This window comes from Pseudomonas sp. Emmai (assembly GCF_055179735.1).
Map to the genome: position 1 here is coordinate 4,102,494 of NZ_CM143685.1, position 16,012 is coordinate 4,118,505.

11 protein-coding genes are annotated in these 16,012 nt (G+C 60.5%); 8 read left to right on the forward strand and 3 right to left on the reverse strand.

The features are described 5' to 3' along the window. Positions 1 to 10: 10 nt before the first annotated feature. The 4 genes from ACY4LX_RS18925 to ACY4LX_RS18940 all read left to right on the forward strand — a co-directional run bounded on the left by ACY4LX_RS18925 (position 11) and on the right by ACY4LX_RS18940 (position 6,610). Complete coding sequence (locus ACY4LX_RS18925) at positions 11 to 466, forward strand: DUF805 domain-containing protein (protein ID WP_463257423.1); 456 nt, start codon at positions 11 to 13, stop codon at positions 464 to 466. 274 nt (positions 467 to 740) lie between these two features. Then, positions 741 to 1,994: a multidrug efflux RND transporter periplasmic adaptor subunit MexE gene (mexE, locus tag ACY4LX_RS18930; RefSeq protein WP_149660352.1), complete on the forward strand. Its 1,254-nt coding sequence runs from the start codon at positions 741 to 743 to the stop codon at positions 1,992 to 1,994. A gap of 15 nt (positions 1,995 to 2,009) precedes the next feature. Beyond that, a complete protein-coding gene (locus ACY4LX_RS18935; protein WP_149660351.1) occupies positions 2,010 to 5,189 on the forward strand; it encodes an efflux RND transporter permease subunit in 3,180 nt (1,059 codons plus the stop codon). After that, the gene (locus ACY4LX_RS18940; RefSeq protein ID WP_149660350.1) at positions 5,186 to 6,610 is read left to right on the forward strand and encodes an efflux transporter outer membrane subunit; all 1,425 of its coding nucleotides are present in this window, start codon (positions 5,186 to 5,188) and stop codon (positions 6,608 to 6,610) included. Before ACY4LX_RS18935 ends, ACY4LX_RS18940 begins: the two co-directional genes overlap by 4 nt. A 293-nt stretch (positions 6,611 to 6,903) precedes the next feature. Here the strand turns inward: ACY4LX_RS18940 and ACY4LX_RS18945 are convergent, their stop codons facing one another. The 3 genes from ACY4LX_RS18945 to ACY4LX_RS18955 are packed head-to-tail and all read right to left on the reverse strand — an operon-like array spanning position 6,904 to position 10,211. Beyond that, positions 6,904 to 7,869 (reverse strand): HlyD family efflux transporter periplasmic adaptor subunit, encoded by a 966-nt coding sequence (locus tag ACY4LX_RS18945; RefSeq protein WP_463257424.1) that lies wholly within the window; start codon positions 7,867 to 7,869, stop codon positions 6,904 to 6,906. Positions 7,870 to 7,873: 4 nt separating this feature from the next. After that, on the reverse strand, positions 7,874 to 8,074 hold the full coding sequence (locus ACY4LX_RS18950; protein ID WP_133839750.1) for a DUF1656 domain-containing protein: 201 nt from the start codon (positions 8,072 to 8,074) through the stop codon (positions 7,874 to 7,876). After that, positions 8,064 to 10,211 (reverse strand): FUSC family protein, encoded by a 2,148-nt coding sequence (locus ACY4LX_RS18955; RefSeq protein ID WP_463257425.1) that lies wholly within the window; start codon positions 10,209 to 10,211, stop codon positions 8,064 to 8,066. The genes ACY4LX_RS18950 and ACY4LX_RS18955 overlap by 11 nt, the downstream gene beginning before the upstream one ends. 207 nt (positions 10,212 to 10,418) lie before the next feature. Between ACY4LX_RS18955 and ACY4LX_RS18960 the strand changes: the two genes are divergently transcribed. From ACY4LX_RS18960 to ACY4LX_RS18975, 4 genes are all read left to right on the forward strand, one after another. Then, positions 10,419 to 11,318: a bestrophin family protein gene (locus tag ACY4LX_RS18960; RefSeq protein WP_463257426.1), complete on the forward strand. Its 900-nt coding sequence runs from the start codon at positions 10,419 to 10,421 to the stop codon at positions 11,316 to 11,318. Positions 11,319 to 11,395: 77 nt separating this feature from the next. Then, positions 11,396 to 12,451 (forward strand): tetratricopeptide repeat protein, encoded by a 1,056-nt coding sequence (locus ACY4LX_RS18965; protein WP_149660345.1) that lies wholly within the window; start codon positions 11,396 to 11,398, stop codon positions 12,449 to 12,451. Between the two features lie 250 nt (positions 12,452 to 12,701). Beyond that, complete coding sequence (locus ACY4LX_RS18970; protein ID WP_149660344.1) at positions 12,702 to 14,204, forward strand: ATPase domain-containing protein; 1,503 nt, start codon at positions 12,702 to 12,704, stop codon at positions 14,202 to 14,204. Then, on the forward strand, positions 14,201 to 15,871 hold the full coding sequence (locus tag ACY4LX_RS18975) for an ATP-binding protein (RefSeq protein ID WP_463257427.1): 1,671 nt from the start codon (positions 14,201 to 14,203) through the stop codon (positions 15,869 to 15,871). Before ACY4LX_RS18970 ends, ACY4LX_RS18975 begins: the two co-directional genes overlap by 4 nt. Positions 15,872 to 16,012: the final 141 nt, after the last annotated feature.

Genomic DNA, 16,012 nt, shown 5'->3' on the forward strand with positions numbered 1-16,012 from the left:
GGGAAAAAATATGAGCATGGTTTTTTGTCGTGGTTGTGCCAAGGAAATCAGTACCCTGGCCAAAGCCTGCCCGCAGTGCGGCGCGCCGCAAGCGAGCGAACAAGCCTTTACAGCGCCAAATGCAGGCGCAGCGCAAGGTAATCCTTACATTGAAGTACTGAAGAAATATGCTGTGTTCAGCGGCCGCGCAAGCCGCCGGGAATACTGGATGTTTATTCTGATCAACATTGCGGTTTCTATTGGCTTCATCGTTATTGACGCCTTGTTGGGCACCAAAGGGATTTTCAACAATGTTTATAGCCTGGCGGTATTCCTACCGGGCCTTGGTGCCGCCATTCGCCGGATGCACGACACTGATCGCAGTGGCTGGTGGATCTTGCTGCCGATCGTGAACATCGTATTCCTGGCCCAGGACAGCACGCCTGGCGTTAACCGCTTCGGTCCGAACCCTAAAGGGATCAACTGAAGTCAGTGAACTAACGCTAATCGAGACGGCCGCCATGGCCGTCTCTTTGTTTGAGCCGTTGACAACACGTCGAATCCGTCCGACCTTTGCATTCCCCGCAACACTGATTTGTTATCAATCCAATTGATAGCACCCTAACGAAAGGCGCATGCTAGAGGGCTTGCTTCGCGCTTATATCATTCCGAATGATAGTTACCTTTGCCTCATTCGATTCGTGCGATACAACATCGCCGAGCATCATCCGTCCATTCTCAATACATTGGCGGATGCATCCATGGAACAGTCACTCAAACATTTGCGCTTCCCGTTGGCCTTGTTGGCCGTAGTGGTGATGAGCGCTTGCGGCAAGGCTCCTGAGACCGCCGCCACCATGCCCGCGGCCAAGGTCAGCGTGGCCAAGGTGCTGGAGCAACCTGTCAACGAGTGGGACGAATTCACCGGGCGCCTCGAAGCGCCAGAAACCGTAGAAATTCGTCCACGGGTCTCCGGCCAGATCGATGAAGTCGCTTTCACTGAAGGCGCATTGGTCAAGAAAGGCGATGTACTGTTCCAGATCGACCCCCGCCCTTTCCAGGCTGAGGTCCGCCGCCTCGAATCGCTGGTCGCCCAATCCCGCGCCAACGCCACCCGCAGCGAAAACGAAGCCCAGCGCGGCGAACGCCTGCGCACCAGCAACGCGATCTCCGCCGAGCTGGCCGATTCGCGCACCAGCGCTTCGCAAGAGGCCCGCGCTGCCGTCGGTGCCCTCCAGGCCCAACTGGACCTGGCCAAACTGAACCTGAGTTTCACCCGCGTGACATCGCCGATCAGCGGCCGCGTCAGCCGTGCGGAAATCACCGCCGGTAACCTGGTGACCGCCGATACCACCGCGCTCACCAGCGTCGTCTCGACTGACAAGGTCTACGCCTACTTCGACGCCGACGAGCGTGTGTTCCTCAAATACACTCAGCTCGCTCGTCAGGGCAAACGCGGCGCCACCACTCCGGTGTACCTCGGCCTGTCCAACGAGGACGGCAACCCGCACCAGGGCGTGATGAACTTCGTCGACAACCAGGTCAACCCGAAGACCGGCACCATCCGTGGTCGCGCCGTGTTCGATAACGCTGACGGCCAGTACACCCCAGGCCTGTACGCACGCCTGAAACTGGTCGGCAGCGGCACCTACTCGGCCGTGTTGATCAACGACGAAGCGGTCGGTACCGACCTGGGTAAAAAGTTCGTGCTGGTGATGGATGCCGACAACAAGACCGTGTACCGCTCAGTCGAGCTGGGTCCGAAGATCGAAGGCTTGCGCATCGTGCGCAGCGGTCTGAACAAGGACGACACCGTCATCGTCAAGGGTCTGCAACGGGTTCGCCCTGGTTCTCCAGTGACGCCTGAAGTGATCCCGATGGCCACCAAGGAAACCCTCGCCGCTCTGGCTCAACAACGACAAGCGCTGGAAGCCAGCAACCTGCCCCAAGTCGCACCTGCCAAGGTCGCGCCGGGTGCGGTTGTGAAACTGGCTGCTGCGACTCCACGCGGTTAAGGGACGACAACTCCGATGAATTTTTCCCAATTCTTCATTTCTCGGCCGATCTTTGCAGCGGTACTGTCGCTGCTGATCCTGATCGCCGGCGCCATCTCGCTGTTCCAATTGCCGATCAGCGAATACCCGGAAGTGGTTCCGCCGACCGTTGTGGTCCGCGCCAACTTCCCGGGTGCCAACCCTAAAGTCATCGGCGAAACCGTGGCAGCTCCTTTAGAGCAAGCCATCACCGGTGTCGAGAACATGCTGTACATGTCCTCGCAGTCCACCGCCGATGGCAAGATCACCCTGACCATCACCTTCGCCCTGGGCACTGACCTGGACAACGCGCAGGTGCAAGTTCAGAACCGCGTAACCCGGACCGAGCCGAAGCTTCCAGAAGAAGTGACGCGCATTGGTATCACCGTGGACAAGGCCTCTCCGGACCTGACCATGGTGGTTCACTTGACCTCGCCGGACAAACGCTACGACATGCTCTACCTGTCCAACTACGCCTTGCTCAACATCAAGGATGAGCTGGCGCGTCTGGGCGGTGTCGGTGATGTGCAGCTGTTCGGGATGGGCGATTACTCCCTGCGGGTATGGCTCGATCCAAACAAGACCGCTTCGCGCAACCTGACCGCCACCGATGTGGTCAACGCCATTCGTGAGCAGAACCGTCAGGTCGCTGCCGGTGCCCTGGGCGCGCCTCCTGCGCCGAATGCCACCAGCTTCCAGTTGTCGGTTAACACCCAAGGTCGTCTGGTTTCCGAGGAAGAGTTCGAGAACATCATCATTCGCGCCGGTGACAACGGTGAAATCACGCGCCTCAAAGACATCGCTCGGGTTGAACTGGGTTCCAGCCAATACGCCTTGCGTTCGTTGCTGAACAACCAACCGGCGGTGGCGATCCCGATCTTCCAGCGCCCTGGCTCCAACGCGATCCAGATCTCCAACGAAGTTCGCGACAAGATGGCCGAACTGAAGAAGAGCTTCCCGGAAGGCATGGACTTCAGCATCGTCTATGACCCGACCATCTTCGTGCGCGGCTCCATCGAGGCAGTGGTTCACACCCTATTCGAAGCGCTGATCCTCGTAGTGCTGGTAGTGATTCTGTTCCTGCAAACCTGGCGCGCCTCGATCATTCCATTGGTGGCGGTGCCGGTATCGTTGATCGGTACGTTTGCGGTGATGCACCTGTTTGGCTTCTCCCTGAACGCCCTGTCACTGTTCGGTTTGGTATTGGCCATCGGTATCGTGGTGGATGACGCCATCGTGGTGGTGGAGAACGTCGAGCGGAACATCGAACTCGGATTGACCCCGGTCGAAGCCACCAAGCGCGCCATGCGTGAAGTGACCGGCCCGATCATCGCCACGGCACTGGTGTTGTGTGCGGTGTTTATCCCGGCGGCATTCATCTCCGGGTTGACCGGGCAGTTCTATAAGCAGTTCGCCCTGACCATCGCGATTTCGACGGTGATCTCGGCCTTCAACTCGCTGACCCTGTCGCCAGCGCTGGCTGCGGTGTTGCTCAAGAGCCACGACGCGCCGAAGGACCGCTTCTCCAAGGTCCTCGATAAGATCTTCGGTGGCTGGTTGTTCCGTCCGTTCAACCGCTTCTTTGAGAAAGCCAGCCACGGTTATGTCGGCACGGTCGGCCGGGTCATCCGCAGCAGCGGTATCGCCCTTCTCCTGTACGCTGGCCTGATGGTGCTGACCTTCTTCGGTTTCGCCAACACCCCGACCGGTTTCGTGCCTGGCCAGGACAAGCAATACCTGGTGGCCTTCGCGCAGTTGCCGGACGCTTCGAGCCTGGACCGTACCGAAGACGTGATCAAGCGCATGTCCGACCTGGCCCTGAAACAGCCTGGCGTGGAAAGTGCGGTGGCCTTCCCGGGCCTGTCGATCAACGGCTTCACCAACAGTCCGAACGCCGGCATCGTGTTCGTGACCCTGAAACCGTTCGACGAGCGTAAAGACCCGAGCATGTCCGCCGGTGCGATTGCCGGTGCCTTGAACGGCAAGTTCGCCGGCATCGAAGAAGCCTACATGGCGATCTTCCCGCCGCCGCCGGTACAAGGCCTGGGCACCATCGGTGGTTTCCGCCTGCAGATCGAAGACCGGGGCAACCTGGGCTACGACGAGCTGTACAAAGAAACCATGAACATCATCACCAAGAGCCACAACGTGCCGGAACTGGCCGCGCTGTTCACCAGTTACACCGTGAACGTGCCACAGGTCGATGCCGCCATCGACCGTGAGAAAGCCAAGACTCACGGCGTGGCCGTCAGCGACATCTTCGACACCCTGCAGATTTACCTGGGTTCGCTGTATGCCAACGACTTCAACCGCTTTGGTCGCACCTACCAGGTCAACGTTCAGGCCGAGCAACAGTTCCGCCTCGAACCGGACCAGATCGGTCAGCTGAAAGTGCGCAACAACAAAGGCGAGATGATCCCGCTGGCGACCTTCATCAAGGTCAGCGACACCTCAGGTCCCGACCGCGTGATGCACTACAACGGCTTCATCACCGCTGAAATCAACGGTGCGGCAGCCCCGGGCTACAGCTCCGGCCAGGCCCAGATCGCCATCGAGAAACTGCTCAAGGATGAACTTCCAAACGGCATGACCTACGAATGGACCGACCTGACCTACCAGCAGATTCTGTCCGGCAACACTGCGCTGTTCGTGTTCCCGCTCTGCGTACTGCTGGCGTTCCTGGTGCTCGCGGCACAATACGAAAGCTGGAGCCTGCCACTGGCGGTTATCCTGATCGTACCGATGACGCTGCTGTCGGCCATTACCGGTGTGATTGCTTCGGGAGGCGACAACAACATCTTCACCCAGATCGGCTTGATCGTACTGGTGGGGCTTGCCTGTAAGAACGCGATTCTGATCGTCGAGTTTGCCAAGGATAAACAGCAGGAAGGCCTCGGCCCTCTGGCTGCGGTACTGGAAGCGTGCCGTCTGCGTCTGCGGCCGATCCTGATGACCTCTTTCGCGTTCATCATGGGTGTTGTGCCACTGGTGTTCTCCAGCGGTGCCGGTGCCGAGATGCGTCATGCCATGGGCGTGGCGGTGTTCTCCGGGATGCTCGGGGTGACCTTCTTCGGTCTGTTGCTGACGCCAGTGTTCTACGTATTGATTCGTAACTTTGTGGAGCGCGGTGAAGCGCGCAAAGCGGCCAAGACCCTGAAACTGGAGTCGCAACAATGAGCCTGAAAGCCTTCCTGCCGAGCTTGCTGGTACTGGCGCTGAGCGCCTGTGCCGTCGGCCCGGACTACAAAACCCCTGCCACGGAGCCGGCCAACATCACGGCCGCTACCGATGGCGCCAGCGGTCAGAAGAACTATGACCGCTCGCGTTTCGAAGGCATCTGGTGGCAACAGTTTGAAGACCCGACCCTCAACCAGTTGGTGATGCAATCGCTGCAAGGCAACCGTGATCTGCGCGTGGCATTCGCCCGCTGGAAAGCCGCACGAGCGATTCGCGACGACGCCAGCAACGACGCCATGCCGACCATCACCAGCCGCGCCAGCAGTGACCTGGCCAAGGGGCAAATCCCTGGCCAGACCACCAAACGGGTTAACAGCGAACGCTATGACCTGGGCCTGGACATGGCGTGGGAACTGGACTTGTTCGGTCGCATCCAGCGCAATCTGGAATCGGCCGACGCCGAGCAACAAGCCGCCGAGGCCGATCTGTACCAACTGCAAGTCAGCATGATTGCCGAACTGGTGGACGCCTACGGCCAGCTGCGCGGCGCACAACTGCGGGAAAAGATCGCCCTGGCCAACCTGAACAACCAGCAGGAATCGAGCAAGATCACCGTCAGCCTGCGTGATGCCGGCGTCGGCGATCAGCTTGATGTGGTCCGCGCCGATGCACGCCTGGCGTCCGTCGAAGCCAGTGTGCCGCAATTGCAGGCCGAACAGGTTCGGCAGAAAAACCGCATCGCCACCCTGTTGGGCGAACGTCCGGACAAGCTGACCGTCGACTTGAGCCCGAAAGATTTGCCAGCGATCGCCAAGGCCCTGCCGATCGGTAATCCGGGTGAACTGCTGCAACGTCGCCCGGACATTCTCAGCGCCGAACGCAAGCTCGCTTCCGCCACCGCCCGTATCGGCGTAGCCAAGGCTGATTTGTTCCCGCGGGTCAGCCTCAGCGGCTTCCTCGGCTTCACCGCCGGGCGTGGTTCGCAGATCGGTTCTGCGGCAGCCAATGCCTGGGCACTGGGCCCAAGCATTACCTGGGCGGCGTTTGACCTGGGTAGCGTGCGCGCCCGTTTGCGCGGTGCCGACGCCGATGCCGAAGGCGCCCTGGCGACCTACGAGCAACAAGTGCTGCTGGCTCTGGAAGAATCGGAAAACGCCTTCAGCGATTACGGCAAACGCCAGCAACGCCTGATTTCGCTGATTCGTCAGAGTGAATCCAGCCGCGCCGCTGCTGACCTGGCGCAGATTCGCTACCGCGAAGGCACGGCGGACTTCCTGGTCCTGCTCGATGCCCAGCGTGAACGCTTGGCTGCCGAAGATTCCCAGGCCCAGGCCGAAGTCGATCTGTATCGCGGCATCGTCGCAATCTACAAAGCCTTGGGTGGCGGTTGGCAACCGGAGACAACGGTCGCCAGCAAGTAAGTTTTTAAAGAGCTCCTTTGGTTGGCCGCAACCAACCAAATTTTTTGGCCCCGCGTCTCATTCGGTCGCGGGGCTTTTTTTGCTTCCTCAAAAGACACTGCATTCCATCTGTGGGAACGGGCTTGTGTGGCGACGGGGCTTGTCGGAATGCCGCACCACCCGGTTCGGCTGCGAAGCAGTCGTGAATCATTGCATGCGGTGTGTCTGACAGATCTCGGCTACATATTTTGGGGCCGCTTCGCGACCCAACGGGGGCAAGCCCCCTCGCCACAAATGCCCGTTCCAATAAGGGATTAGCGGTGTTCGTCTGTCTTGTGGTTTTCCATGACGGTTACTGTGGCCGTCGTGCCAGCCCGCAAGCGGTTTTTGGCTGCGTAATCAGCATCGATCTCTATCCGCACCGGCACCCGTTGCGCCAATTTGACCCACGTGTAACTGGGGTTGATGTTGGCCAGCAACCGCCCACCCGGGGCGTTCTCCCGGTCTGCAATAGCGAAGGCGATGCTTTGCACCGTGCCGCCGAAGGTTTCGCCGCTCATCAACTCGATTCGAACCCGGTCCCCCTCCTCGATGCGCGGCAGTTTGGTTTCTTCAAAGTAACCGCTGACATAAAACGAGTCGCTATCCACCAACGCCAGCAGCGCGCCACCGGCCGTGGCGTAGTCGCCCTGGCGGGTCAGCAGGTTGGTGACGTAACCGCTGACCGGCGCTTCGACCCGGGTACGTTGCAAATCGAGTTCGGCCTGGGTCAACGCGGCGATGGCCAGTTGCACATTGGCCTGGGCCAGCCCGAGGTTAGCCTGATTGCGTAACAACTCGGCCTGGGCCACGGCGACCTCAGTGCTGGATTTTTCCCACTCCTCACCGGAAATCGCGAAACCCTGTTTCAACTTGCGCCGCCGCTGTTCTTCGCTTTGACGCTGCTTGAGCAGCGCTTCGCTGGACACAATTGAAGCCTGAGATTGGCCAAGCGTCGCTTTCGAGACTTCCACGGAACGCTTGGCCCGCTCCACCGCCAGGCTGTAGCGCGCCGGATCGATCTCCAGCAGCAGTTGCCCTTTCTCCACATGCTGGTTGTCCTGCACGCCCAGGCTGACGATGCGTCCCGCGACGTCGGCCGACAAGGTCACCACATCCGCCCTCACCCGGGCATCCCGGGTCCAGGGCGCGCGGGTGTAATGCTCCCAGGCAAACCAGCCGAGGATGAACGCCAGCAACACCAACGCGACGGTCGCGAGTCGGGCAAGGATCTTCTTCAAGGCATCAGGCTCCCATGACCAGGATCAGCGTGGCGCAAACGCAGGCATACAACGCCCCTTCAAACAGCGCTTCATGCCAGACGAAACGCAAAACACCCAGGCGCCTCAGGAGCCAGTCCAGCAGCAGAAAAATCGGCAAGGCCAGCAACAGGGCCTGGGCGATTGGCGGCAGATAGACACCGCCCAATTCCAGATCAATGGGCAAGGGCTGGTACTCCTTCCGTGTCGGCAGGTTGAAAGTAGCCGCGGTAGCGCTGTAGAAACGACACCACGATCAGCAACGAAACGCGCATCCGGAATACGGACCACAACTGCTCATGAACATCCAGATGCAGGTCATCCATTTCATCCCCCAGGCTGCGCAAGTTGGCGAGCAGGCGCTCAAGATCGATCCCGGGCCGTCCGGCAATCAACCGCCCGGTCTCACGGACCGCCGCCAGCAAACGGTTTTGTTGATCGGTACTCAGCAGCGCATGGTTGCGCCCTTGCTGCCTGAGCTGGTTCAACGCCACGCCCAGCGCCATGCAACCCAGGCTGACTTCGAACAACTCCCGGGAGCGCTGCTCGGTAATCGCCGGCAGCAAGCCGAGCATCATGGTCAGGCGGTCGACCATACGGCTTTCAAAGGCAAATTGCTGCTCATCGGTGGCTGGCGTCTTAAGTAACGCGTAGACCTGTTCACAGCTCTCATTGAACAACCGGCGCATCCGTAAAACCGGTCTGAACGGGAAGATCAGCGCGTAGACACTCAGTGCCAGCACGGTGGCGCAGGTGTACGCGGCGGCGAACTCGAACCACTGGATCGCCGTGTTCTGGCCGATCCCGATGTTTTGCGGCCCCAACAACAGGAATGTCGTGAGCCCCAGGCCAATGGCCGTCCCGGTGGTGGGCGGCGTGGTCAGCCCGATCGCCACGGCGTACAGCAGCGGCACCAACAGCAACGCCAACAACTCGAAATGGCTGATCATCGGGAACAGCATGAACAGGTAGAGCGCCGAAGCGATCAGCGCCATGACCAGCCCCCTCGCATAACTCTGGGCGGCCAGCAGCGGTCGCGGGAACGTCGCCATCAGCGAACAGAGAATGCCCACCAGCACCATTCCGCCACGGGCGCCGTCCCAGCCGGTTTCGATCCAGATCAATCCAGCCACCACCAACGCGATAAAGGCGCGAATGGCGTTCATCGCCGCCAGGGTGAAATCCAGATGCAATGGATTCTCCTGCCCGCGAAACACGCAACTGGCTTCGCGCCCCTCCTGAATCGCATCGCTGAGTTCCAGAATCTGCTCCAGTTGCTGAAGCAACCGCGCCTGCTCCCAACGCAACGCCCAGGCCAGTGAGCGCAAGGTGGCGGTCATGGTTTCGGTGAGCTGCTCGGCCTTGTAAGCCTGGCTGTCGAAGCGGTGTTGCAGTGAGACGAAATGCTGGCGCGCCTCGGTCGACAATGCGCGCCCCTGAATCGCCAATTCATCGAGAAAAGCCAGTTCTTCGGCGCGCAACAGCTCGATTTCTTCGGGCAATGCGCCTTGCCAGCGCTCGGCCAGCAGCTCTCGCTGGTGGCGCAACGCCGTCAGTCGTGAGGTCAGCAGCACCAGCTGATTACCCAGCATCTGCACCAGGCCGTTGGCACTGCGCAGGCGAGGCGCATCGAAGTACAAATGCCGACGCAACCCTTCCAGCGCACTGATCTCGCCCAACAGTTGCATCTGCCGACGGTGGAAATCGGCTTCGCTTTCTTCGGTGCGGATGACCGCCGCCGCGTGGGTCGCAAGCAGCTTGATCACCTCGTCGACCTTGGCGAAATAGTTGCGCGCCACCGTCTCCGGGCGTGCGGTCAGGAGGCTGACCACGCACACGCAAGCCACCGCCAACAGTGTCTCGGTGACCCGTGTGACGGCCAGCAGGAACGTGCCGTCCTGGTCCGGCACCGACAGCAGCGCCACAACAACGGCCGTGTAGCCGCTGAGCACAAAGGCCTGGGAACTGGTGTAGCGCAACAACGTACCGCCAGCGGTGCACAACGCCAGCCACAGGGCCAGGGTAATAATGAAGGGCAGCGGGGCCTGGGGGAAAATCGCCATGATCAGCACCGCGACGACCGCGCCCATCGTGGTGCCGATAACCTGGCCGAAGCTGCGGGCCAACGCCATGCCACCCGACGGCTGGCTGACGATGACCACCGCCATGATCGACCACTTGGGCTGGTCGAGGTCGAACAGGAACGCCAGGTACAAGGTCAGCAAACCGGCGGCAATGGTTCGCAAGGCAAACAGCAAGCCCCCTTGGCCGGGATTGAGCAGCATCTTGAAGTAGTGAAGAAACGGTTGCATAGGCGAACTCATCGGGTCATCTCAAGCAAGCGTAGTCACTGCTTCAAGACCCCGACAGGTTAAAAAGTCGACGGGAGTTGTAGGCAAATTCGATGATCAGCCAGCCGCCCGCGATAGATGCGCTCGATAACCCTGTCAGCCATAGCGATTGGACAGAAACCGGCCCGGCCCCTAGGCTTTAAACGCTGCGAAAGCGTCACTCGAAAAAGCCCCGCCCCCATGATCGTACGTCCCAAGCCGAACCTGATCGGCATCCTGTTCTCCCTCAAAGGCTCGATTGCCAAGCGCATTGCCTTGCGCAGCCTGTTGGTGACCCTGCTCGCGTCGGTGATTGTGCTGGTGGAAACCTGGCACCCGGCCTACTTCTCCAAGGTCAATGCCACGCCCTTCACCCTGCTGGGGTTGTCGCTGTCGATCTTCATGAGTTTTCGCAACAACGCGTGTTACGACCGCTGGTGGGAAGGTCGCAAGCAATTGGGGCAATTGATCATCGAGGTGCGCTCGCTGATCCGCCAGACCCAGGGCCTGATGGACGCCGACGAACGCGAACTGTTGTTGCGTGAACTCTGCGGCTTCGCCCATGGCCTGATCGCGCGCCTGCGCTTTGAAAGTGAGCGGCAAGCCGTCGCCCCCTGGACGCCCACGCCCATCGATCATCAGCACCCGAACATCCCCGACGCGCTATTGCAACGCATCGGCGCCCGCTGTTCGGAGCTGGCCGAACTCGGCCGGATCAGCGAATGGCGCTACACCCAACTGGAATCCCGGCTGGTCAGCCTGAGCCAGGTCCAGGCCAGTTGCGAACGGATAAAAAGCACGCCGCTGCCCTTCCCTTACACCCTGTTGCTGCACCGCACCATTTACCTGTTTTGCATCCTGCTGCCGTTTGCCATGGCCGAACCATTGGGTTGGCTGACCCCGGTGTTCACCGCCATCGTCAGTTACACCTTTTTTGGCCTCGACGAGATCGGCGACGACCTGGAAGACCCGTTCGGCTTGGATGAGAACGATTTGCCGTGTAATGCGATATTGCGCACCCTGGAGCGCGAAGTGCTGGCGGCGTTGGGGCAAACCGATTTGCCGCCGGCCCTCGAACCCATCGAGTACGTCTTGAGCTGAGCCAGGGTTTGACTCACGGCCGCACCTGACCGAAGCTGACGTCCTTTGCAAAAGCTCGCCAGCTCCCGGATCCGTGCATGCCCCAGTCCCGCCGCTACCTGCTTATCAGCCTCTGCGTCCTGTTCGCCATTGCCCTCGCCTGGTTTTTCCTGCGCAGTACCACGCCCGTGGTGCCGGAGGCGATCAAACATGGCTACAGCGAAGCGCTGGCCCAAGCGCGCGCCGGTCAACCGGGGGCGGCGCGGGTGCTTTATCAGCAACTGGCGCGGCCTGACTTGTCGACCAAACGCCGGCTCTGGCTCCTCGCCGAGTTGCCCAACTACCCCAGCCCGCAAGCCTTGAAGCTGGCCGATGCCGACTTGCAAAACAGCTCGGCGGATGTCCGGGTGGCGGCGATCAAAAGTGTGGTCGGCCTGGTCCCCAGCGGTCAGCGCAGCCTGTTGCTGGGGCCGTTGCTCGATGACAGCGAGCAAACCGTGCGTTTGGCAGCCGTCAACGCGCTATTGGGGCTGTCACCGGATGATCTGGGCCTGTATTTCGGTCCATTGCAGCAGGCGATTGATGCCTGGGAACTGGTGCTCAAGGCCGAACCGGAAAGTGCCAACACGCACTATCAGCTGGCACGGCTGCACCTGCACAACGCCGAACTGAAGGAGGCGCAACAAGCGCTGGAGCGCACCTTGCAGTTGGAGCCTGGCAACCTGCCGGCACTGGTCATGCAAATCGAAGTACTGGACAAGCAAGGCCAGACCGACGCCGCCCGCCAGTTGCTGGCCAAACAGTTGAAGGCCCAGCCCGATTCCGCCTTCCTGCAACATGCCCTCGGCCTCTGGTTGCTGCACCACGGGCAGAGTGAATTCGCGGTACTCGGCCTTTCCAAAGCGGTTGAACTGGAGCCGGACAACAAGGATTACCGTTACGACCTGGCCACTACGCTGCACGGTGAGGAAGAGCTGGAAGCCGCGCAGAAACAGCTGCAGGAAATCGTCCAGCGCCACCCAGCCGACCGCAAGGCGCGGGTGTTGTTGATCAATTACTGGAAGGAAAGCGGCCAGTTGCAGAACGTGCAGATTCTGCTGGCGCAACTGGAGCAGATGAACCCGGATGATCCGGCGTTGCAGCAAGGTCTGTAACGCTCGCCACCGTCCCTGTAGGAGCAAGGCTGAACGGCGATGGCGTCCGTGAGATCGCTATCGCGAGCTACAAAAAAAGCAGCGTCAAGCAAGCCTTGCTCCTACAGTCAGCAGGCGTCACACAGGCGTCATCGCGCCCGGCAAAAAAAGGTTGAACCGTCGTCACGGCCAAGGGTCAAGAGAAACAGGCAGTCAATTCAGGCATTTCAGGCCTGCTGCCTCGCTTCCCCTAGTCATGAGAGGGCTTTTTTTGTCTACATCTAACGAGTTGTTCAGTGCAAAAGCCGCCACCGGCATCGAAGGTCTGGATGACATCCTGGCCGGTGGATTGTCTCGCGGCCATGTGTTTTTGCTGGAGGGTGAACCCGGAACCGGTAAAACCACCGTCGCCTTGCATTTTCTCCTCGCCGGAGCCCGAGCCGGCGAGCGCTCGTTGTACATCACCCTGTCGGAAACCGAACGTGAACTGCGCCAAGGCGCGTTGTCCCACGGCTGGGAGCTGGATGAGAACATCCACATCTTTGAACTGACCCCGCCGGAAAGCCTGCTCAACGCCGAGCACCAGCAAAGCTTGCTGTATTCCTCGGACCTGGAGCTGGGCGAAGCCACCAAACAGATCTTTGAAGTCGTAGAGCGAGTCAAGCCGACCCGCGTGGTCCTCGACAGCCTCTCGGAAATCCGCCTGCTGGCCCAAAGCTCTTTGCGCTATCGCCGGCAGATCCTGGCCATCAAGCATTACTTCGTGCGCTATGACGCCACGGTGTTGCTGCTGGATGACCTGACCACCGAATCCCTGGATAAAACCGTGCACAGCGTGGCCCACGGGGTGATTCGCCTGGAAGAACTGACGCCCAACTACGGCGCAGAACGCCGGCGGATTCGCGTGGTGAAATACCGTGGCCAGAAATATCGCGGTGGTTTTCACGACTTCACCATCATGGGCGACGGCGTGCATGTGTTCCCGCGCCTGGTGGCGGCGGAACATCGCGGCAAGTACATCCGCACGCAATTGACCAGCGGCATCAAGGAAATGGACGCCTTGCTCGGCGGCGGCATCGAAACCGGCTCCAGCACGCTGATCCTCGGTCCCGCCGGTACCGGCAAATCCCTGATCTCGATGATATTCGCCGCTGCAGCCGTGGCCCGTGGCGAAAAGGCCGCGCTGTTTATCTTCGATGAAGAGCTAGGGCTGCTGTTTGAACGCATGAAAAACATGGGCATCGATCTCAAGGCCCTGCAAGACACCGGCAACTTGCTGATCGAACAAGTGGACGCGGCCGAACTGTCCCCTGGCGAGTTCTCCCACCGGGTGCGGCGCTGCGTCGATGAACGCAATATCAAGACTGTGGTGATCGACAGCATCAACGGCTATCAGGCGGCAATGCCCGAAGAAAACGCCCTGGTGTTGCACATGCATGAGTTGCTGCTGTACCTCAACCGCCAAGGCGCCGCGACCTTCATGACCGTCGCCCAGCATGGTCTGGTCGGTGACATGCAAGCGCCGGTCGATATCACTTACCTGGCCGACACCGTAATTCTGCTGCGCTACTTCGAAGCCCTGGGCAAAGTGCGCCGGGCCATCTCCATCATCAAGAAACGGACCGGCAGCCATGAATCAACCATTCGCGAATACCGCATCAGCAGCCACGGCATGACCATCGGCGAACCGTTGGATGCGTTCCAGGGTGTATTACGCGGCGTGCCGACCTACCTGGGCGCCAGCAATCCGCTGCTCAAGGAAGACGACAAATGACGGCGCTGGCAGCGACCTCCGAGCGCGCGATCATCCTCGCGCCGCTGGGGCGCGACAGCCAGATTGCGCTGATGATGCTCAACGAGGCCGGTTACGCCGGCGTCATCAGCCGTGACATGCCAGCGTTGTGTCGCGAACTGGAGTTTGGCGCCGGGTTGCTGCTGATCTCGTCCGAAGCGCTGCTCGGCAGTGACCTGGAACCCCTCTTCACCCTGATTGAACAGCAACCGGCCTGGTCGGACCTGCCGATTGTGCTGCTGACGTATCACGGCGGCCCGGAACACAACCCGGCGTCGCGCTTCGGCCCGCAACTGGGCAACGTCACCTTCCTTGAGCGCCCGTTCCATCCGGTAACCCTGATCAGTCTGGTGACCACCGCGTTGCGCGGGCGACGACGACAGTACGAAGCCAGGGATCGGCTGATCGACCTGAGCCAAAGCGAGTTGCGCCTGCAAACCACCCTGGAAACCCTTGAGCAACAAGTCGAGGAACGCACTGCGCAACTGCGGCACAACGAAGAAGCATTGCGCCAGTCGCAGAAGATGGAAGCAGTCGGCCAATTGACCGGCGGCATTGCCCATGACTTCAACAACATGCTGACCGGCATTATCGGCAGCCTGGAGCTGCTGCGAAGACGCCTGGCTCGCGGGCGCACCGACGACCTCGACAGCCTGATCGATCTGGGGGTCACTTCGGCCAACCGTGCGGCGGGCCTGACCCACCGTTTGCTGGCGTTTTCCCGCCGCCAGTCGCTGGATTCCAAACCCGTGCAGATGAACGCCCTGGTGACCTCGATGGGCGAACTGCTGCAGCGCAGCATCAACGAAAGCATTCAACTGGACATGCAGTTGAGCGATCAACTGTGGGTGGCCGAGGCCGACCCCAATCAACTGGAAAGCGCCCTGCTGAACCTGGTGCTCAATGCCCGCGATGCGATGCCCGACGGCGGCCAATTGGTGGTGAACACCTTCAATCAGCATCTGGACACCGGTTTCGCCGAATCCCATGGCAACCTCGAACCCGGGGATTATGTGGTGCTGAGCGTCACCGACACCGGCTGTGGCATGCCGCAAAGCACCATCAGCCGGGCATTTGATCCCTTCTTCACGACCAAACCCATCGGCCAGGGCACCGGCCTTGGGTTATCGATGATCTACGGTTTCAGCAAGCAGTCCCGAGGCCATGTCACGATCCATAGCGAGGTCGACAACGGCACCACGGTTAACCTCTACCTGCCGCGCTACATGGGCAACCTGGCGCAGGATCCGCTCGCGGATATCCAGCAAGCGCCCTTCGCCCAGGACGGTGAGACGGTGCTGATCGTCGAAGACGACCCGGCGGTCCGGGTGTTGGTCAGTGCGGTGTTGAGCGAGTTGGGCTACGCCTTCGTCGAGGCTGGCGATGCCGACAGCGCAGTGCCGATCCTGGATTCCGGCCAGCGCATTGATCTGTTGATCAGCGACGTTGGGTTGCCCGGGATGAACGGCCGGCAACTGGCGGAAATCGGTCGTCAGTATCGGCCCGATCTCAAGGTCTTGTTCATTACCGGGTATGCCGAGCACGCAGCGGTGCGCGGTGGTTTCCTTGACCCGGGGATGCAGATGATCACCAAGCCGTTTACCTTCGACCTGTTGACGGCGAAGGTGCGGGAGATGATTCGAATCTAAAGCGCCCGAGAGGTTTTACCGACGATGGCGGTCTCACGGACGCCTTCGCGGGCAAGCCTCGCTCCTACACGGGACGCGCGTGAACCTGTAGGAGCGAGGCTTGCCCGCGAAGGCGATTTCGGGATCACCCTCACCGTCAAG